Here is a 19,428-nt window from a genome sequence, read left to right as displayed (position 1 = left end):
AGCCTCACGGCAGCTCCCTCAACGCTCCGTCCGCACCGTCCCGTTGGCCCAGGCCCACGCGGCCACCTCGACCCGGTTGCGTACGCCCAGCTTGTGGTGGATGTGGCCCAGGTGCGTCTTCACCGTGGACAGGGACAGGCACAGCTCGTCGCTGATCTCCTGGTTGGTGCGGCCCACCGCGACCAGCCGGGCGACCTCCAACTCCCGTGCGCTGAGCGCGGATTCGGGCACCCCACCAGTGTCGGCCGACGTCCGCTCCTCCAGCAGCCGCAGCAGCCGGACCGTGACGCCGGGGGAGACCAGCGCGTCGCCCCGCGCCGCCGCCCGTACCGCCTCGATCAGCAACGCGGGCGCGGCGTCCTTCAGCAGGAATCCGCACGCGCCGTTGCGCAGCGCCACGTCGAGGTAGTCGTCCTGGTCGAAGCTGGTGACCACCACGACCTGCGTCGGGTGCGTCGCCCCGGGCCCGGCGAGCAGCCGGGTCACCTCCAGTCCGTCCAGCTTCGGCATCCGGACGTCCACCAGGCACACGTCCGGCCGCAGCACGCGCGCCAGCTCCACGCACGCGAGCCCGTCGGCGGCCTCCCCGACCACCTCGATGCCTTGCTGGGCGTCCAGGATGAGACGGAAGCCGGTCCGGACCAGGTCCTGATCGTCGGCGATCAGCACGCGTGTGGGGGTGTCGCTCACACGGCCGAGCATGCCATGGATCACGGGACCGATCCGGCTGTCGGGGGAAGCCGCCGGTCCGACTGCCGTCCCGAATCGGGCGGTTGCCGCTTTCCCGGCGAAAGATGTGCCCGAGCGGGAGGACCGGGCCGATCGGCCGATGACTACTGCCGGGTATCGGTCGAACGGTCGATGCCCGGGGACTGGTTGTCACGAAAGAGTCACAGCGCACCAGGCGGACGACCCACGGGTCCCCGACCCCCTCCGAACCAAGGCAGGCACCCCATGGCAGTGGACAGCGACGGCCGGCTCAGCGCCCGGGAACTGGAGATCCTCCTTCTGGCGGCCCATGGCATGTCGGACGCGGACATGTCCCGGCGGCTGTCGATCTCACCCCGCACGGTGGCGGCCCATATGCGCAGCATCCGGGAGAAGTTGTGCGCGAAGAACCGCACGCATCTCATCGTCACGGCCTTGCGCGCGGGAATCCTGGCGCTGCGGACGGACCGGGTGGAGAGGGCCGACCACGGTGAACGGGTCGACCGGACGGACAGGATGGACCGGGCGGACCTGGCGGACCGTTCCGGTCGTCCAGGGCGGCCGGACCGACTCGATCGACTGGACGAAACGTTCCACTTGACCGGACGGAGCGGAGTGCGGGGTCGGCCCGTCGGCATCGCGTAGTGCGTCGGGTTGCGTCGGGTTGCGTCGGTGGGCCGGGGCGAGGCGTCGCTCCGGCCCACCGGACGTGCGCGTCAGCCGCCGGCGCGTGGCAACAGGGGACGGTTTTCCCGCCGTTCGGCCGCCGTCCGGCCGCCGTCCGGGGCTGTGTGTCCGACCCGCGGCCCACCTCCCCGGCGGACCCGGGCAGTACGGGCACCGCCGCCGTCCCGGCGCGGTTCCGCTCGGCCGCCACCGGATGACCTCCGTCGCGTAGGCGCCAGGGGACCTCGCGGACGCATGCCTCGGGCTGCTCGCTCCGTGCCCGGCGTCCGAAGGCCGTCATCAGCGCGATGTGCGGCAGAGCCTCGGCAGGTCGTCATCAGGACGATCTGCTGGACCTACGGCGGCATGCCGGTCCCCGCACCGCGAGCGGCACCGTGAGCCGTAGCGGCGCGGTGGACCGCATCGCCACCCGCACGCGCCGAACCCGCTCGCGGCTGTCCCTCGTCGGGCGGCACCTCCGCGATCACGGCAATCCTGCTTCTTTTATTGACAGCGGAAAATAACTACCCGTACGTTCCCGGCATGCGTCCGACCCCGTTCTCGGAGGCGTTCCCGGCCCAGACGCCGGCCGCTGCCCAGGTCTTCACCGTCGTGCTCTCCCACGGCCCGCTCACCCGGGCGGAGATCGCGCGGCGGGCCGCCCTGTCACCGGCCGCGGTGACCAAGGCCGTCCGGCCGCTGATCGAGACGGGTTACCTGGTGGAGGAGGCCGACGGGGAGCCGAGGCCGGTGCTCGGCCGGCCCGCCAACCCGGTGCGGGTCGACGGCGGTCGCGCGCTGTTCATCGGGGTCAAGGTGACGGGCGACGAGATCATCGCCGTACTGACCGATCTGTGCTGCCGCGTCAGGGTCGCCCGGCACGCACCCCTCGGCGACCGGCGGCCCGCGGGCGTGCTCGCCACCCTGAGTGATCTGATCCTCGAACTGCGCACCAGGGCGCAGGAGTTCGGGGTGGCGGTCAGGGGGGTGGGGATCGCCGTCTCCGGCGATGTGGACGCCGCCGAGGGCATGGTGCGGTACTCCCCGTTCCTGGAGTGGCGGGACGTCCCCCTCGCCCACCTCGCCGCGATGACCACCGGTCTGCCGGTCACCGTCGACAACGACGTCCGCGCCCTCACCGGAGCCGAGCAGTGGTTCGGCGCGGGCGTGGGCCTGTCCGATTTCGCCCTGGTGACGGTGGGTGCCGGCATCGGATGCGGTCTCGTCGTGGGCGGCCGGGTCGTCTCCGGCGCGCACGGTGTGGCCGGTGAGATCGGCCATCTGTCCCTCGACCCGGCGGGCCCGCGCTGCCACTGCGGCAACCGGGGCTGCGTGGAGGCCGTCGCCTCCGAGTCGGCGATCGTGCGTGACGTACGGGCGGCGACGGGCAGGGACGTGGCGGACGCGGCCGAGGCGCTCGACCTCGCCCATCGCGGCGACCCCGGGGCCCGGGAGGTGTACGCCCGCGCGGGCGCGGTCATCGGACGGGCCATCGGGTCCGTGGTCAATCTGCTCGGACCCGAACGGGTGATCATCTCCGGCGAGGGGCTCGCCGCCTACGACCTGTTCGCCGAACACATCAAGGAGGCCTTCGCCGTCTCTGCCTTCGGCACCGCCGCCCGCTGCGACCTCAGGACGCACCCGCTGCCCTTCGAGGAGTGGGCGCGCGGGGCGGCGGCCACCGCCATCCGGTCCTTCATCCGCTCGGACCCGCCCAAGGAGCAGGGGTGACGCCGCGCGGCCGCGTCGCGCGGAGGGCGGAGGTCCGACCCTCACCTCTTCCTTCATGTCATGAGCACGCCACCCATTCTCTCTGTGCCGTAACCCGGCAGAGGCCTTCACCGACCCGGAGGTAGCGCCCATGCGGTTGTCCCCACGCCGTGCCCGCCATGCCCACCGTGCCCGTCGTACCAGCGGCACCCTGTTCGCCCTCACCCTGACCGCCGGCCTCACGGGACTCGCCCCCGCCGCCACGGCCGCCGACTCCCCGGCTGCCGCCACCCCGGCCGCGGACGCCGTGTCGTCGGAGCTCGCGGCCAAGCCGTACATGGGCTGGACGAGTTGGAGCATGCAGTCCTCCAAGTACCCGGGGCTCAACCCCGACGGGGACTACAGCTATCTCACCGAGAAGAACGTCCTGAAGCAGGCCGACGCGCTCGCCGCCAAGCTGAAGCGGTACGGCTACGAGTACGTCAACGTCGACGCCGGCTGGTGGCGGGACATGGACTGGAAGCCCCGCTTCGACGGGTACGGCAGACAGGCCGCCGATCCCGGGCGCTTCCCGCGCGGGATGAAGGCCGTCGCCGACGACCTGCACGCCAAGGGGCTGAAGGCCGGCATCTATCTGCCGGTCGGGCTGGAGAAGGAGGCGTACGGCAAGGGGGAGGTGCCCCTCTGGGGCGCCGAGGACTGCTCGACCGGTGACATCGTGTACGGCGATCTGCGCACCACCAACGGCTGGGACAGCGCGTACAAGATCGATTTCTCCCGGCCCTGCGCGCAGAAGTACATCGACTCCCAGGCCAGGCTGTTCGCCGACTGGGGCTACGACTTCCTCAAGCTGGACGGGGTCGGACCCGGCTCGTTCAAGAGCGGGGAGAACTACGACAACGTCGCCGACGTCGCCGCCTGGCAGAAGGCCATCGCGGCCGCCGGCCGGCCGATCCACCTCGAACTGTCCTGGTCCCTCGACCGCGGCCATGTCGCCGACTGGAAGCGGTACTCCCACGGCTGGCGCATCGACACCGACGTCGAGTGCTACTGCAACACCCTGGTCACCTGGGAGAACTCCGTCGAGGACCGCTGGGACGACACCCCCGCCTGGACCCGCCACGCCGGTCCCGGCGGCTGGAACGACCTGGACTCCCTCAACGTCGGCAACGGCGAGATGGACGGACTCACCCAGGCCGAACGGCAGAGCTACGCCACGCTGTGGGCCATCGCCAAGACCCCGCTCTACACCGGGGACGACCTGACGCGCCTGGACTCCTACGGCCTCTCCCTGCTCACCAACAAGGAGGTCATCGCCGTCAACCAGGGCGCCACCCCGCCCGCCAGGCCCGTCACCCCCTCCGACGACCAGCAGGTCTGGGCGGCGAAGAACCCCGACGGCGGCTTCACGGTCGCCCTGTTCAACCTCGGCGAGGCACCCGCGTCCGTCACCGCCGACTGGTCCGCCCTCGGCTTCTCCGGCAAGGCGAAGGTCCGCGACCTGTGGAACCGCGAGAACCTCGGCACCCACCGCGACAGGATCACGCAGGCGCTGCCCGCACACGGCTCGCGCCTGTTCACCGTCACACCGCAGGGCCCGGCCGGGGCGAAGACGGCCTACGAGGCCGAGGCGGCCGGCAACACCCTCGCCGGCAACGCCTCGGTGGCCGGCTGCGGCACCTGCTCCGGAGACCGCAAGGTCGGCAACCTCTACCTCGGCGGCAAGCTCACCGTGAACGGCGTCAAGGTCGCGAAGGCCGGACGGTACGTCGTCGGCATCGCCTACGTCAGCGGCGACGCGCGGTCCGTGCGGATCTCCGCCAACGGCGGCAACGCCACCGGCCACAAGTTCCCCTCCACAGGTGACTGGGGCACCGTCGAGACGGTGAGCGTGCCGCTCACCCTGAAGGCCGGCACCAACACGATCACCTTCGACAGCGGCGACGGCTACGCCCCGGACATCGACCGGATCGACGTACCGAACCTGTCCTGACGCCCGACTCGCAAGGGAGCGCATCCATGGACACCCCACGCCCCGATTCGCCGCGGTCCCTCCCCACCAGACGCGGCCTGCTGTCCCTCGCCGCCGTCGGCGGAGCCGTCGCCGCGCTCGGCGGGCTGCCCGCCTTCACCGCCTCCGCCGCGCCCGCGCGACCCGCCGGCTCCCCGATGCTGGCGGACGGCGAGGGTGCCGCCACCGAACTCCGGTGGCGGGCCCCCGCCGACGACCGCTCGATGATCACCCAGGGCCTCCCGGTCGGCAACGGCCGCCTCGGGGCGCTCGTGGGCAACGACCCCGGCCGGGAGCGGCTGTTCCTCACCGACGCCACCCTATGGACCGGAGGCCGCAACCCGACCCTGGACGGCGACGGTCAATTCCCCTACGGGCGGGACGACTTCGGGTCGTTCACGCTGCTGGGCAAGCTGACCGTCGACATCCCCGACCACGACCTCTCGGCCGTCTCCGGCTACCGGCGCGCCCTCGACCTCCGCCAGGGCCTGGTCACCGCCTCCTACGTGCGCTCGGGAGTGACGTACCGAAGACGGGTGTTCGCCAGCGCGCCCGACGACGTGATCGTCCTGCACCTCACCCAGGACGGCGGTGGCCGCTACACCGGCGCCATCGCCCTGGACGGCACCCACGGCGAGACCACCACGGGCACGCGCGCGGGCCGGTACGCCTCCTTCGGTGCCGAGTTCGCCAACGGGCTGCGGTACGGGGCGGCCGTCACCGCGTACGGCAGTGGCGGGACCGTCGCCGTGGAGGGGGCGCGGATCTCCTTCCGGAACTGCCGGAGCCTGACGGTCGTCGTCGCCGGCGGCACGAACTACGCGCCCGACCCGGCCACCGACTACCGCGCCCCGGCGCTCGACCCGCGCGGCCTCGCCCGCGACAAGGTCCTCGACGCCGCCGCGCACTCCGCGACCACCCTGCTGCACACCCATGTCGCCGACCACCGCGCGCTGTTCGAGAGCATGCACGTGTCGCTCGGCACCTCCAGCCCTCTGCAGCGCGGCATGGACACCTGGGAGCGGGTCGGGGCACGGCACACGGACGCCACGCCCGATCCCGAACTCGAAGCGGCCTACCTGCAGTTCGGCCGCTACCTCATGATCGCCGGCTCGCGCGGCAGCCTGCCGCTGAACCTCCAGGGCCTGTGGCTCGACGGCAACGACCCGGACTGGATGGGCGACTACCACACCGACATCAACCTCCAGATGAACTACTGGATGGCCGACCGCGCCGCCCTCTCCGACTGCTTCGACGCGTTCACCGACTACTGCCTCGCCCAGCTGCCCTCGTGGACCGAACTCACCCGCACCCGTTTCAACGACCCCCGCAACCGCTACCGCAACTCCACCGGGAAGCTCGCGGGCTGGACGGTGGCCATCTCCACCAACATCCACGGCGGCATGGGCTGGTGGTGGCACCCGGCGGGCAACGCATGGCTGTGCAACTCCCTCTACGAACACTACGAGTTCACCCAGGACCGCACCCACCTCGCCCGGATCATTCCGATGCTCAAGGGGGCCTGCGAGTTCTGGGAGGCCAGGCTGCTGACGACCACCGTCACGGACCCGGTCACCGGAGAGAAGCGGGACGTCCTCGTCGCCGACAGCGACTGGTCGCCCGAGCACGGTCCGCTCGACGCCCGAGGCATCACCTACGCCCAGGAACTCGTGTGGGCCCTCTTCGACAACTACCGCACGGCGTGCGAGGTGCTGGGCAGGGACGCCGCCTACGCCCGGACCGTCACCGGACTGCAGGAACGGCTCCACCTCCCGGGGGTGAGCGCGAAGACCGGCTGGCTGGAGGAATGGATGTCGCCCGACAACCTGGGGGAGACCACCCACCGGCATCTCTCGCCCCTCGTCCAGCTGTTCCCCGGTGACCGCATCCGCCCCGACGGCTCCACCCCCGAGGCGATCGTCGAGGGCGCGACCGCGCTGCTCACCGCGCGCGGCATGGAGAGCTTCGGCTGGGCCAACGCCTGGCGCGCCCTGTGCTGGGCCCGACTCAAGGACGCCGAGAACGCCTACCGGCTGATCGTGAACAACCTGCGGCCCTCCACCGGCGGCGCCAACGGCACCGCGCCCAACCTGTTCGACATCTACGAGGTCGAGCGGGGCCGGGGCATCTTCCAGATCGACGGCAACTTCGGTACGCCCGCCGCGATGATCGAGATGCTGGTGTACTCCCGGCCCGGTCGTCTCCAGCTGCTGCCCGCACTGCCCGACGCCTGGGCCGCGTCCGGGTCGATCACGGGCGTGGGCGTGCGCGGCGGCTTCACCGTGGACCTGCGCTGGCGGAACGGCAGGCCCACCGAGGTCACGGTGACGAGCGTCGGCGGCCGCACGACCACGGTGGCGTTCGGGGAACGGACCCGGAAGATCACCCTGACGCCCGGCCGGTCCGTGACCCTGCGCGACCTGGGGCGGTGAACGATGCTCCGACACGACGGAACACGACTGACGGCGCGCCGACTCGCCCTACCACTCCTCGCGCCGGTCGCCGCCGCGCTGGTGTTCATCGCGCCCGCGACGGCGGCCCCCGCCCCGGCGGTCACCGCCGCGCCGGGCGCCGGGGCTGCGACGGCGGCGCACGAGGTCGTCACCTGGGGCGCGAGCGCCGACCGCACGGGCGAGACGGTGCCGGACCGCAGTCACCGGCTCGTCGTGCGGACCAGCGCCGGGGGGACCGGTGCGCGCGTCCGCCTCTCCAACGCCTTCGGCGACCGGCCCCTGACCTTCGGGCGGGGGTACGCGGGCGTGCAGAAGGAGGGGGCCGCCCTGGTGCCGGGCAGCAACCGGCGGCTGACGTTCGGCGGCGAGCGGTCCGTGATCGTACCCGCCGGCGGGAGTGTGCTCAGCGATCCGCTGCCCGGACGGCTGCCGGCCGCGACCGCGCTGGTGGTCAGCCTGTACGTGTCCGAGGGCGGCGGCCCGGCGACGGGGCACGGCATGGCCATGCAGACCTCGTACACCGCCGAGGGCGACCACGTGGCGGAGGAGGGCGCGGACAACTGGACCGGTACCACCGGCTCCTGGTTCTCCCTGGACGCCGTCACCGTACGGACCGACCCGGAGTTCGGCGCGGTCGTCGCCCTGGGCGACTCCATCACCGACGGCTGGCAGTCCACCGCCGACAGGAACCGCCGCTGGCCCGACTATCTGGCCCGCCGTCTCGCGGCCGATCCCGGCACGGACGTCAAGGGTGTGGCCAACGAGGGGATCTCCGGCAACAAGGTCCTCGCCGACGGACTCGGGCAGAGCGCCCTCAACCGGCTCGACCGGGACGTGCTCTCCCAGCCCGGCGTCCGCACGGTCCTCCTCTTCGAGGGCGTCAACGACATCAAGGCCCACACCGGTGTCACGGCCGGGGAGCTGGTCGACGGCTACCGCCGCATCATCGACCGCGCGCACGCGGCCGGTCTGTGCGTCGTCGGGGCGACGGTGGGGCCGTTCAAGGGCTGGTACGAGTGGGACGCGCCGGCTGAGGCGGTACGGCAGGAGGTCAACGCCTTCGTCCGCGACGGCGGCGCGTTCGACGCCGTGGCGGACTTCGACCGCGTCCTGCGCAGCCCCTACGACCACGAGCGCATCCTGCCGTTCTTCGACAACGGCGATCACCTGCACCCCAACGACACCGGTATGCGGGCGATGGCCGACGCGGTACGGATCGACAGCCTCTCCTGCGACCGCGGCCCCGGCTGAACACGACGAGGCGCCGGACGCGGCCGGCCCGGGGGCGGTTCAGCGTGTTCCGTCCATGGGCAGCTCCAGCCGCAGTTCGTAGCCCCCGTCCCGCAGATGCCTGGACGTGACCGTGCCGCCGAGGAGTTCGGCTCGCTGGCGCAGGCCGATCAGGCCGTGGTGGGCGCCCGGCAGGGAGAGGGCCGGGCGGCGGGGCGCGGTGTTGGTGACGGTGGCGTGCAGGGCGCCGTCCCGTTGGACGAGGCGGACGGTGGCCGTGGCGCCGGGGGCGTGCTTGCGGATGTTGGTGAGGGCCTCCTGGACGGTGCGGTAGAGGGCACGCTGCACGGGCGGCGGGAGGTGGTCGGGCAGGTCCGTCCGCAGGTCGGTGTCGATGCCGCTGCCGGAGACGAGCCGGTCGAGGTCGGCGAGGGAGGGCTGCGGGGTCAGTTCGGTGGGACGGCTGCCGGAGGCGCGCAGCACGCCGACCATGTGCCGCAGTTCGTCCAGGGTCTGCACGCCGAGCCGCCGGATCGTGGCCGCGGCCTCCTTCGCCTCCGGGTCCCGGCTGCCGACCTGGAGGGCTCCGGCGCGCACGGCGATCAGGCTGACCTGGTGGGAGACCGCGTCGTGCATCTCGCGGGCGAGCTGGGCGCGTTCCTTCGCCAGGACGCTCTGCGCGATCAGCAGCCGCTCGTGCTCACGCGCCTCGGAGACCTCGACGAGCCGCAGGGACAGCTGCCGGCGGGCCTGGACGAGCTGCCCGAGGAAGAGGGGCGCGGTCGCCTGGGCCACGCTGTAGGACAGGGGGATCAGTGCCTGGCGGTCGTCGAGGTCGGTGAACTCCGGTGACGGCCACGACCACCAGGTGAGGTCGCATACGGTGAACGCCAGCGCGCACACGGCCAGCAGCACCCGGTGATGGGTGCGCGAGGCGAGGGTGTACAGCGCCACCAGCGTGGCGAACACCGCGTCGGTGAACAGGGCCGTCGGCAGGGTGAGCAGGAAGGTCGGCAGCGGCAGCCTGCGGCGCAGGGGCAGCGCCAGGGGCGCGAGCAGGGCGGCGGCCAGCTCCCGGGGATGATGGGGGCCCACGTCGTGGATCCACACGTCCAGCAGCGAGGCGGCGACGAGCACCGCGTCCATGGCGGGCCCGTGCGGGATGCGGGCGGGGCGCCTCATCCGCCGACCCCCTCGTCACCGACGGGACGCGACGGCCTGAGCAGACCGGAGCGCTCGGCCAGCAGCGCCGCCTGCACCCGGCTGCCCACCTCCAGCTTGGTGAGCAGCGCGCTCACATGGTCCTTGACCGTCCCGGTGCTCAGATGCAGCCGGTCACCGATGTCGGTGTTGGACAGCCCCTCGGTGATGAGGACGAGCACGGCCCGCTCGCGTGCGGTGAGCCGCCCGACGAGCCGGACGGCGGCCTGCCGGGGACCGTTGTCCAGATAGCCGTCGACGACGGTGCGGGTCACCCGCGACGACAGCACGACCCCGCCCGCCGCCAAGGTGCGTACGAGATACGGCAGTTGTTCCGGGTCGGTGTCCTTGAGGAGGAATCCCGCGGCCCCCGAGCGCAGGGCGGCGGCCACGTACTCGTCCATGTCGAAGGTGGTGAGCATGGCCACCACGGGAGGGCGGGGGAGTCCGCGGAGTTCGGCGAGGACGGTGAGCCCGTCCACGTCCGGCATCCGGATGTCCAGCAGGACGACCTCGGGGCGCAGTTCCCGTACGGCGTGGACCGCGCGGCCGCCGGGGACCGCCGCCACCACGTCGATGTCGTCCGCGGAGTTGAGGATGTGCTCGAAGCCCGTGCGGATGAGGGCTTCGTCGTCGACCACCAGTACCCGGATCACCCGTGCTCCGCTCGCCGTCGGACCACCTCTGGAGCTGTCCCGAACACCTACGACGTCCGGGACCGCCGCCGGGTTCCCTTTTCTCCCGGTTTCCGGTCACCTGGCGGGGGTGACCCCGGCCGGTCGGCGGGAATCGTCCAGCCGCCCGCCGGATGGGTTCGCGCCCCTCGCGCCCCCGACGCTGAAGGCCATGACATCAGAGACGTCGTCGCACCTGTCGTCCCGGCCGGTGACTTCGCCGGCCGCCGTCACCCCGCGCGCCGCCGACCGTCCCGCCGGGCTCTCCCCGGGCCCCTCGACCGGACGGCTGCTCGGCGTCGATCTGGCCCGGGGGCTCGCCGTCCTCGGCATGTTCGCCGCGCATGTCGGCCCCGACCCCGGGGCCGGCGGGCCGCTGGGCCTCGTCATGGAGCTGGCGCGGGGCCGTTCCTCCGCGCTGTTCGCACTGCTCGCCGGCTTCACCCTCGTACTGATCACCGGTCGGCCCCAGCCGCGCACCGGGCGCGCCGGGCGGCAGGCGGTGACGCGGATGGTCATCCGGTCCGTGGCCCTGATCGCCCTGGGGTTCGCCCTGACCGCCCTCGACACCGACGTGGACGTGATCCTCGCCTTCTACGGGCTGACCTTCCTCGTCATCCTCCCGCTGTACCGGCTGCGCGCCCGGACCCTCGCACTCCTCGCCGCCGCCGGCGCGCTCGTCCTGCCCCAGGTCCTGTACGTGGTCCGGCAGTCGATCGAGCAGGGGAGCCGGGCGGACGCGATCATCGCCGCCGACCCGCTGGCCCGGATCAGCGACACGGACGGGTTCGTCGAGCTGCTGTTCACGGGTGCGTACCCCGTGCTCACCTGGGCGTCGTACATGCTCGCCGGTATGGCCGTCGCCCGCCTCGACCTCACCCGGCGCACGGTCCGCACCCGACTGGCCGTCACCGCAGGCGTGCTGGCTCTCCTCGGCCACGGCGGCTCCTGGCTGGCCCTGCGTCTCGTCCCGCACGCGCGGGCCACCGTCGCCGCCGCCACCGACGGGGGTCCGGCCGCCTCGGCCTGGTGGTCCGACACCGTCGGCGACCTCGTCGACGGCACCCCGGCGGTCTGGCTCCTGGTGGGCGCGCCGCACAGCCAGACGACCTTCTCCCTTCTCGGCAACACCGGTGTCGCGCTGATCGTGGTGGTGGCGTGTGTGACGGCCACGGACCGGCTGCCACGCCTCACCCGCCTCGCCGGTCCCGTACGCGCGGTCGGCATGACGGCCCTGACCGCGTACGTGCTGCACATCCTCGCCATCCGGGAGTTCGGCATGAAGGACGAGACGGGACCGGCCCTGGCCGACCTCCTCCTCTACGCTTCGGTGGCGATGCTGCTCGCCACCGTCTGGACCAGGTGGTTCCGCCGTGGCCCCCTGGAGCACCTCCTCCACCTCGCCACGCGCCCGGCGCGCCACATGAGGTGAGGACCGGGCGAACTTCGGCCGAACCGTGGCCGATCGACGACTTCGGCATGGACAGGTCACGTGCACCTGCGCGCAAGCTTCTCCACGCACCCTCTGCGTGTCCCGGCCATCGACGGCACACACGACGGTAAGGAAGCGAACGCCTGTGAGAAAGCCCCGCACTGCCGCAAGAGCCGCCCTCCTCGCCACGGTCACCGCGCTGACCGTCACGCTCGCGGCGTCCCCCGCGGGTGCGGGAGCGGGTGGGTCCGCGCTCCCGACGGTGACCGCGACGAGCGAGTCGGCCGCGCTGTACGACGACGAGGCCGGCGGCAGCTCCGACGCCGACGACCCGGCGATCTGGCGGAACCCCGCCGACCCCGGCCGCAGTCTCGTCGTCGCCACCGCGAAGGAGGGCGGGCTGCGCGTCTACGACCTGGACGCCCGCCCGGTGCAGTCGCTGTCCGCGCCGAAGCCGCCGACACGGGACGACGCCCCCGGCCGCTACAACAACGTCGACCTCGTCACCGGCCTGCGCACCCCGGCGGGCCGGACCGACGTGGCCGTGGTCAGCGACCGGGGCAACGACCGGCTGCGGATCTACCGCATCGACCCCGCCCGCCCGAAGCGGCCGCTGACCGACATCACCGACCCGGACGCCGCCCCCGTGTTCTCCGCCGACCAGGCCGAGATCAACGACCAGCGCACCGCGTACGGCCTCGCCACCTGGACGGACAAGGCCACCGGCCGCTCCTACGCCCTGGTCAGCCGCCGTGAGCGCACCCGCCTCGCCCTGCTCGAACTCCTCCCGGCGGCCGACGGCACAGTCGGCTACCGCAGGATCCGCACCCTCGACCTGCCCTCCTCCTTCCGGCTGCCCGACGGCACGACGTGGAGCCCCTGCGGCGAGCCCGGGGAACTTCCGCAGGTGGAGGGCATGGCCGTCGATCCCGCCACGGGCACCCTGTACGCCGGCCAGGAGGACATCGGCATCTGGCGGCTGCGCGCCGACCTCACCGGCAGGCCGGTCCTGGTCGACAGGACCCGGGAGTACGGCGTCCCCGGCACCTACGACGAGGAGAGCGAGGAGTGCGTGCCGGGTGCCGACCCCGGTTTCGGCGGTAAGCGGCTCTCGGCCGACGTCGAGGGCCTGACGCTCTATCAGGAACGGCACGGGGACGGCCACTTGCTCGCCTCCAGCCAGGGCGACGACACCTTCGCCCTGTACGACCGCGAGGTGGGCGAAGGGAACGGGTACGAGGGCGGCTTCCGGATCGGGGCCGCGTCGGACACCCTCGACGGGGTGCAGGAGTGCGACGGCGCCGCCGTCCTCAACGCCCCGCTCGGCCACCGCTATCCGCGCGGCCTCCTCGTCGTCCAGGACGGCCAGGAGACCCCCGCGGTCCCGGACGGGGAGGGCGGCACCCGCACGTCCACCGGCTTCAAGTTCGTCGACCTAGGTGACCTGGTGGACGCCACCGGCATGTGAGCGCCGGATCCTGACACCCCCCTGGCCCCTCCGCGCGGTCAGTCCTCGATCGCGCCGAGGGGGTCCTCGTCGAGCCCGGCCGCCATCCACTGCTCCACGGCCGCGACATGGACCGTCGCGGCGGAGACCGCCAGGGCGGCGTCACGGGCCCGCAGGGCGCGCAGGATCTCCTCGTGCTCCCGGTGCGCGTGCTCCACGGCCCGCTCGGTGCGGGTGCCCCGGACGATCCGGGCCCGCTGGGTCCGGGTGGAGAGCACCCGGAGCAGCATGGACAGCACCGGGTTGCCGACCGCCTCCACGATCCGCAGGTGGAAGGCGATGTCGTGGCCGACGAACTCCTCGACCGTGGCGGCGGCCCGCGACTTCTCCAGGATGGTGCCGAGGTCCCGGAGGTCGTCGGCGCAGAGCAGGGCGGCGGCCGTCCCGGTGGCCTGGGGTTCCAGCAGCCGCCGTACCTGGAGCAGTTGCAGGGCCGTCCGCCCCTGGGAGACGTCCGAGGCGAAGGAGAGCGTCTCCAGCAGCAGGTGCGGCTCCAGGCTGGACACATAGGTGCCGTCGCCCTGCCGGGTGACGAGGATGCGCATCGCGGTCAGGGCCCGTACCGCCTCCCGCAGCGAGCTGCGGGACAGGCCGAGCTGGGCGGCGAGGATCTCCTCCTTGGGCAGGCGGGAGCCCGGCGCAAGCTCACCGGCCACGATCATCGCCTTGATCTTGTCCATCGCCTCGTCGGTCAGTGCCATGAGAGGCCTTTCTGTTGCGGGCCTACTCCTGCTTCTCGCCCGAGGCGAAGCGGGAGATGATCAGTGCGACGATGATGATCGCGCCGTTGAGGAACTGGTTCCACAGCGGCGGGACACCGGCCAGCGTCATGACGTTGACGACGAGCTGGAGCGTCAGCACACCGGTGAGCGCGCCGAACACCGAGCCCTTGCCGCCGTTGAGGCTCACCCCGCCGATGACGGTCGCGGCGAAGACCTGGAAGATCCAGCCGCTGCCCTGGGTGGCGGAGATCGAGCCGTAGTGACCGCTGTAGAGGATGCCGGCGAACGCGGCCAGCACACTGCCGAGGATCAGCACCGCCCACACGATCCGGTCCACCCGGATACCGGCGGTGCGGGCCGCCTCCGCGTTGCCGCCGATCGCGTACAGCGCCCGGCCGTGCCGCAGCCAGGCCAGCGCGCTGCCGCCGAGGGCGAACAGCACCACACAGATCCAGATCGCGGCCGGCACACCGAGCCAGGACGCCTTGCCCAGGTAGGTGAAGGAGGAGGGCAGCTCGACGATGGACTGGCCCTCGGACAGGGCGACCTGGAGACCGCGCAGCATGGTGAGCATGCCGAGGGTGACGATGAACCCGTTGAGGCGCAGCTTCAGGATCAGGAACCCGTTGACGGCCCCGATCACCACGCCCACCAGAAGACACAGCGGTACGGCCGTCCACTCGGGCAGCAGCCCGAGCCCGGTGAACCGGGCGCCGCTGGTCGGCAGGACCAGCCAGACGGCGATGACGGGCGCCACGCCGATGGTGGACTCCAGGGACAGGTCCATCCGGCCGCAGACCAGGATCAGGGCGGTGGCCAGCACCAGCAGGCTCAGCTCGGTGGACTGCTGGGCCACGCCGATGAGGTTGTCGGCGGTCAGGAAGGCCGGCGAGACGATGAACCCGATCAGTCCGAGGACGAGGATCGCCGGGACCAGGGACAGCTCACGGAAGCGACCGAGGTCGAGCCCGCGGCGGGTGTCCCCGGTGGTCTCCCGCGCCGTGCTCGTGGCGGGGTCGGTGACATCAGTGGTGGCGGACATGACTACCTTCCGTGCTCTTCGGTGGTGTCCGGGGCGGCGTCCGCCCGGTCGTCGGAAGCGGCGCCGGACGTCTGCGCCCGGTCCGTGGCGCCGTCGGCGGAGGGCGCCACGCGCCCGGCCACGCCTTCCATGGCGGCGACCACGTGCTCGTCCTTCCAGCCGCGGTCGAACTCGGCGACCGCCCGCCCGTGGAACATCACCACGAGCCGGTCGCAGACCTTCAGGTCGTCCAGCTCGTCGGAGACGATCAGCGCGGCCTTCCCCCCGTCGGCGACCTGCCGGATCCGGCGCAGCAGGAACTCCTTGGACTTGACGTCCACCCCGTTGGTGGGGCGGATGGCGACCAGTACCTGGGGGTCGGTGGCCAGGGCGCGGGCGACGACGACCTTCTGCTGGTTGCCGCCCGACAGGGCCGACACGGGAGTGGACCCGCCCGGCGTCTTGATGTCGAGGTCGCGGATCATGCGCTGGGCGAAGGTCCTGGTCCGGGCGGGCAGCACCGTGCCGTACGGGCCGAGCTGGTCCGTGACGGTGAGGGTGGCGTTCTCCGCCACGCTGCGGTTGTTGACCAGGCCCTGCAGATGCCGGTCCTCCGGGACCAGCCCGACGCCGACGGCGAGCGCCGACGGCACGCTGCCGCCGCGCACCCGCCGCCCGCCGACACAGATCGTGCCCTGCTCGGGGCGGTGCAGCCCGGCGACGCTCTCGCCGACCCGTACGTTGCCGCTGGCCGCGGCGCCGGCGAGACCGACCACCTCGCCCGCGCGCACCGACAGCGACAGGTTCTCGCAGGCGCCGGGCAGGGTGAGGCCCTCGACGGTGAGGAGTGCGGGTGCGTCGGACCGGACCGGGGCGCGGTTCTCTACGGCTGCCGCCGCCGTGACGGTGCTCTCCCCGGTCATGGCCTCCACCAGCGCCTGGTGGCCGAGTCCGGCGACGGGCGCGGTCAGGATGTGGGCCGCGTCGCGGTAGACGGTGACGGTGGTGCAGAGGTCGTACACCTCTTGCAGATGGTGCGAGATGAAGAGGAAGGCGACGCCCTGGCGCTGGAGGTCACGGAGCTTGTCGAAGAGGCGGTGGATGCCGCGGGCGTCGAGCTTCGCGGTCGGTTCGTCGAGGATGATGAAGCGCGCGCCGAACGACAGCGCCCGCGCGATCTCCACGAACTGCCGCTGTTCGACGGTGAGATCCCTCGCCCGCGCGTCGGCCTTCACGTCCACGCCGTATCCGGCGAGCAACTCCTCGGCCCGCGACCGCAGGTGCTTCCAGCGGATGGGCCGCATCGCGCCGTCGCTCTGCCGGTTCAGGAAGAGGTTCTCGGCGACGGTCAGGTCGGGGATGATCGTCGACTTCTGGTACACGCAGGCGACCTTGGAGCGCCAGGCGTCGATGTCGCCGACGGCGGGCGCCGCCTCGCCGGAGAAGCGCAGGGTCCCGGTGTCGGCGGGCTGCAGTCCGGTCAGGACGGACACCAGCGTCGACTTGCCGGCGCCGTTGCGGCCGACCAGCGCGTGCGACTCGCCGGGGGCGATGGTGATCCGGGCGTCGCGCAGCGCGACGGTGGCTCCGAACCTCTTGCTGATGCCGGTGGCCTCGGCCACCGGGGCGGGACTCCCGGCGGCGGGATGCCCGCCGCCGTTCGCCGCGGCGGTCGCGGTGTCCGCCATGGTGGATACCGTCCTTCGTGGGAGGGATGCGAGGGGTGCGGGCGGAGGGACGGGGCCGCGTCCCTCCGCCTGGTCGTCGGCCCTGCGGGGGCTAGCCGACGTTGTTGCCCCACAGGGACTTGTCGTCCACGTTGTCCTTGGTCACCAGCGGCGCCGGCAGCTGGTCCTCCAGGCCGTTCGGGATCTCGATGATCGTGGAGTCGTGGTCGGTCTTGCCCGGCTCGAACTTCTTGCCCTCGGCCGCGGCCTCGGCGTAGTACAGCGCGTACTTGGCGTAGAGGTCGGCGGGCTGGGAGACGGTGGCATCGATCTGGCCCTTGCGGATGGCGTCGAACTCCTGCGGGATGCCGTCGTTGGAGATGATCGAGATGTGGCCCTTCTGCCCGGCCGGCTTCAGCAGGCCCTTCTGCTCCAGCAGCGCCAGGGTCGGCTGCAGGAAGACACCGCCGGCCTGCATGTAGATGCCGCCCAGGTCGGGGTGCTGGGCGAGCAGGCTCTGCAGCTTGGCGGAGGCCACGTCGCCCTTCCAGTCGGTGGGCAGTTCGAAGACCTTGATCTTGGGGAACTTCGTCTTCATGCACTCCGCGAACGCCTCGGAGCGGTCGCGGCCGTTGATGGAGTCCAGGGCGCCCTGCAGTTCGGCGACCTTGCCCTTGCCGCCGAGCTGTTCGCCGAGGAACTCGCAGGCCTTGGTGCCGTACGCCCGGTTGTCGGCGCGCACGACCATGTAGACGTCGCCCTTGTCGGGCCGGGTGTCGACGCTGACCACGGGGATCTTCTTCGACGCGAGGGTGTCGAGGGTCGAGGCGATGGCGCCGGTGTCCTGCGGGGCCATGACGACGGCCTTGGCGCCGGTGTTCTGGAACACCTGCACGTTGGCGACCAGCTTGGTGATGTCGTTCTGCGAGTTGCTGAGCGGCAGCGCGTTGATGTCCTCGGACTTGACGTCCTTCTTCAGGTACTCGGCGTAGGAGTTCCAGAAGTCCGAGTCGGAGCGCGGCAGGTCGATCCCGATGGCGGGCTTGTCACCGCCCGAGCCGGCCGACCCGGAGGAGCTGTCGCGGTTGCACGCGGTCAGGAGGGTGAGGGCCGCGAGGGCGCAGGCCGCTGCGGCGGTGGAGCGGGTGCGAGCGATCTTCATGGCCGGGTTCTCCTTAGCCAGGACGGGGAGGCCGCCCTCCGGTGCAGGCATGCGTGGACCGTCGGAGGGGAGGGTTGGGTGTCAACCGGTGAACGAGCAGCGGAGTTTGACCGGCCACGATGCGGTGGTGCGATTCCTCCGATGTATCTCGGACGACGAGGACGTTACGACGGCATTGCCGGAGTTGACAAGAGTTCTCTCCCCATGAGTTCTGAGCGTGACCGAGGGGTGATGTGGCGGGCATCACGGTGTCTATGTCGTACATGACGGATCTGTGACCTGTATGACAGTTCCCCGTCGATCAAATTCATCCGAGGAATACGTTGTCAGCGCGCCGAACTGCCCCTAAAGTCACGGTGCGCCATTCCTCCGATGAATGGTTGAACCCATGGCAAGGGAGCTGTCCCAGTGAAACTGCTACGCGTCGGCGCCCCCACAGAGGAGCGGCCCGCCGTCCGTACCGACGACGGCCGGCTGCTGGATCTGTCCTCCGTGGCCTCCGACATCGACGGCGCCTTCCTCGCCTCCGGTGGGGTGGACCGCGCCCGCGCCGCCGTCGAGGCGGGCGGACTCCCCGTGCTCGACACCGAGGGTCTGCGGATCGGCGCCCCCCTCGCCCGCCCCGGCAAGATCGTCTGCGTCGGGCTGAACTACCGCGACCACGCCGCCGAGACCGGCGCCGCGATCCCGCCCCGCCCCGTGGTCTTCATGAAGGACCCGGGCACGGTCGTCGGCCCGTACGACGAGGTGCTCGTCCCGCGCGGCTCGGTGAAGACCGACTGGGAGGTCGAGCTGGGTGTCGTCGTCGGACGCCGGGCCCGCTATCTGGAGGACCCCGAGGAGGCGGCCGACGTGATCGCCGGATACGTGGTCAGCCACGACGTCTCCGAACGCGAGTTCCAGCTGGAGTACTCCTCGCAATGGGACCTCGGCAAGTCCTGCGAGACCTTCAACCCGATGGGCCCCTGGCTGGTCACCGCCGACGAGGCCGGCGACCCGCAGGACCTCGGGCTGCGCCTGAGTGTCAACGGCGTCAAGCGCCAGGACGGCCACACCCGCGACATGATCTTCCCCGTCCACGAGATCGTGGCGTACCTCAGCCGGTACATGGTCCTGGAACCCGGCGACGTGATCAACACCGGTACGCCCGCGGGCGTCGCCCTCGGCCTGCCCGGCACCCCCTACCTCCGCCCCGGTGACACCGTCGAGCTAGAGATCGACGGGCTCGGGAGCCAGCGCCAGACCTTCGGCCAAGCGTGAAAGGC

15 protein-coding genes are annotated in these 19,428 nt (G+C 71.9%); 8 read left to right on the top strand and 7 right to left on the bottom strand.

The features are described 5' to 3' along the window. Positions 1–18: 18 nt before the first annotated feature. On the bottom strand, positions 19–702 hold the full coding sequence (locus H4687_RS05120; protein ID WP_046916086.1) for a response regulator: 684 nt from the start codon (positions 700–702) through the stop codon (positions 19–21). Between the two features lie 252 nt (positions 703–954). Here H4687_RS05120 and H4687_RS46210 point away from each other — a divergent pair, with 252 nt between their 5' ends. From H4687_RS46210 to H4687_RS05095, 5 genes are all read left to right on the top strand, one after another. After that, a complete protein-coding gene (locus H4687_RS46210) occupies positions 955–1,353 on the top strand; it encodes a response regulator transcription factor (protein ID WP_046916081.1) in 399 nt (132 codons plus the stop codon). 564 nt (positions 1,354–1,917) lie between these two features. Then, on the top strand, positions 1,918–3,105 hold the full coding sequence (locus H4687_RS05110; protein WP_046916080.1) for an ROK family transcriptional regulator: 1,188 nt from the start codon (positions 1,918–1,920) through the stop codon (positions 3,103–3,105). Positions 3,106–3,235: 130 nt separating this feature from the next. Next, positions 3,236–5,077, top strand: coding sequence for an alpha-galactosidase D (locus tag H4687_RS05105; protein WP_078907645.1), 1,842 nt, complete (start codon positions 3,236–3,238; stop codon positions 5,075–5,077). Positions 5,078–5,103: 26 nt separating this feature from the next. Then, positions 5,104–7,527: a glycosyl hydrolase family 95 catalytic domain-containing protein gene (locus tag H4687_RS05100; protein WP_046916079.1), complete on the top strand. Its 2,424-nt coding sequence runs from the start codon at positions 5,104–5,106 to the stop codon at positions 7,525–7,527. A gap of 3 nt (positions 7,528–7,530) precedes the next feature. Then, complete coding sequence (locus H4687_RS05095; RefSeq protein WP_078907646.1) at positions 7,531–8,799, top strand: SGNH/GDSL hydrolase family protein; 1,269 nt, start codon at positions 7,531–7,533, stop codon at positions 8,797–8,799. Positions 8,800–8,838: 39 nt separating this feature from the next. On the opposite strand, the gene H4687_RS05090 is transcribed toward H4687_RS05095, so the two are convergent. Together H4687_RS05090 and H4687_RS05085 are read right to left on the bottom strand one after the other, a co-directional pair. Next, positions 8,839–9,960: a sensor histidine kinase gene (locus tag H4687_RS05090; protein WP_046916078.1), complete on the bottom strand. Its 1,122-nt coding sequence runs from the start codon at positions 9,958–9,960 to the stop codon at positions 8,839–8,841. Beyond that, positions 9,957–10,634: a response regulator gene (locus tag H4687_RS05085; RefSeq protein WP_046916077.1), complete on the bottom strand. Its 678-nt coding sequence runs from the start codon at positions 10,632–10,634 to the stop codon at positions 9,957–9,959. Before H4687_RS05085 ends, H4687_RS05090 begins: the two co-directional genes overlap by 4 nt. 190 nt (positions 10,635–10,824) lie before the next feature. Here H4687_RS05085 and H4687_RS05080 point away from each other — a divergent pair, with 190 nt between their 5' ends. Continuing rightward, a complete protein-coding gene (locus tag H4687_RS05080; RefSeq protein ID WP_046916076.1) occupies positions 10,825–12,084 on the top strand; it encodes a DUF418 domain-containing protein in 1,260 nt (419 codons plus the stop codon). A 145-nt stretch (positions 12,085–12,229) separates the two neighbouring features. Beyond that, the gene (locus H4687_RS05075; RefSeq protein ID WP_046916075.1) at positions 12,230–13,552 is read left to right on the top strand and encodes a phytase; all 1,323 of its coding nucleotides are present in this window, start codon (positions 12,230–12,232) and stop codon (positions 13,550–13,552) included. 38 nt (positions 13,553–13,590) lie between these two features. Here the strand turns inward: H4687_RS05075 and H4687_RS05070 are convergent, their stop codons facing one another. From H4687_RS05070 to H4687_RS05055, 4 genes are all read right to left on the bottom strand, one after another. After that, positions 13,591–14,292, bottom strand: coding sequence for a FadR/GntR family transcriptional regulator (locus tag H4687_RS05070; protein WP_046916074.1), 702 nt, complete (start codon positions 14,290–14,292; stop codon positions 13,591–13,593). A 22-nt stretch (positions 14,293–14,314) separates the two neighbouring features. Next, positions 14,315–15,355 (bottom strand): ABC transporter permease, encoded by a 1,041-nt coding sequence (locus tag H4687_RS05065; protein WP_046916073.1) that lies wholly within the window; start codon positions 15,353–15,355, stop codon positions 14,315–14,317. A gap of 2 nt (positions 15,356–15,357) precedes the next feature. Further along, positions 15,358–17,022 (bottom strand): sugar ABC transporter ATP-binding protein, encoded by a 1,665-nt coding sequence (locus H4687_RS05060; protein ID WP_046916072.1) that lies wholly within the window; start codon positions 17,020–17,022, stop codon positions 15,358–15,360. Between the two features lie 91 nt (positions 17,023–17,113). Next, positions 17,114–18,163 (bottom strand): sugar ABC transporter substrate-binding protein, encoded by a 1,050-nt coding sequence (locus tag H4687_RS05055; protein ID WP_050399661.1) that lies wholly within the window; start codon positions 18,161–18,163, stop codon positions 17,114–17,116. Between the two features lie 408 nt (positions 18,164–18,571). Here H4687_RS05055 and H4687_RS05050 point away from each other — a divergent pair, with 408 nt between their 5' ends. Continuing rightward, positions 18,572–19,423, top strand: coding sequence for a fumarylacetoacetate hydrolase family protein (locus tag H4687_RS05050; RefSeq protein ID WP_097250965.1), 852 nt, complete (start codon positions 18,572–18,574; stop codon positions 19,421–19,423). Positions 19,424–19,428 lie beyond the last annotated feature (5 nt).

This window comes from Streptomyces stelliscabiei (assembly GCF_014873495.1).
Lineage (GTDB): Bacteria > Actinomycetota > Actinomycetes > Streptomycetales > Streptomycetaceae > Streptomyces > Streptomyces bottropensis.
This window is presented reverse-complemented; position numbering and strand designations above follow the sequence as displayed.

Bases quoted from the DNA above. Each gene is read 5' to 3' on its own strand.
- H4687_RS05120 (WP_046916086.1), bottom strand. From the start codon at position 702: ATGCTCGGCCGTGTGAGCGACACCCCCACACGCGTGCTGATCGCCGAC.
- H4687_RS46210 (WP_046916081.1), top strand. From the start codon at position 955: ATGGCAGTGGACAGCGACGGCCGGCTCAGCGCCCGGGAACTGGAGATC.
- H4687_RS05110 (WP_046916080.1), top strand. From the start codon at position 1,918: ATGCGTCCGACCCCGTTCTCGGAGGCGTTCCCGGCCCAGACGCCGGCC.
- H4687_RS05105 (WP_078907645.1), top strand. From the start codon at position 3,236: ATGCGGTTGTCCCCACGCCGTGCCCGCCATGCCCACCGTGCCCGTCGT.
- H4687_RS05100 (WP_046916079.1), top strand. From the start codon at position 5,104: ATGGACACCCCACGCCCCGATTCGCCGCGGTCCCTCCCCACCAGACGC.
- H4687_RS05095 (WP_078907646.1), top strand. From the start codon at position 7,531: ATGCTCCGACACGACGGAACACGACTGACGGCGCGCCGACTCGCCCTA.
- H4687_RS05090 (WP_046916078.1), bottom strand. From the start codon at position 9,960: ATGAGGCGCCCCGCCCGCATCCCGCACGGGCCCGCCATGGACGCGGTG.
- H4687_RS05080 (WP_046916076.1), top strand. From the start codon at position 10,825: ATGACATCAGAGACGTCGTCGCACCTGTCGTCCCGGCCGGTGACTTCG.
- H4687_RS05070 (WP_046916074.1), bottom strand. From the start codon at position 14,292: ATGGCACTGACCGACGAGGCGATGGACAAGATCAAGGCGATGATCGTG.
- H4687_RS05065 (WP_046916073.1), bottom strand. From the start codon at position 15,355: ATGTCCGCCACCACTGATGTCACCGACCCCGCCACGAGCACGGCGCGG.
- H4687_RS05060 (WP_046916072.1), bottom strand. From the start codon at position 17,022: ATGGCGGACACCGCGACCGCCGCGGCGAACGGCGGCGGGCATCCCGCC.
- H4687_RS05055 (WP_050399661.1), bottom strand. From the start codon at position 18,163: ATGAAGATCGCTCGCACCCGCTCCACCGCCGCAGCGGCCTGCGCCCTC.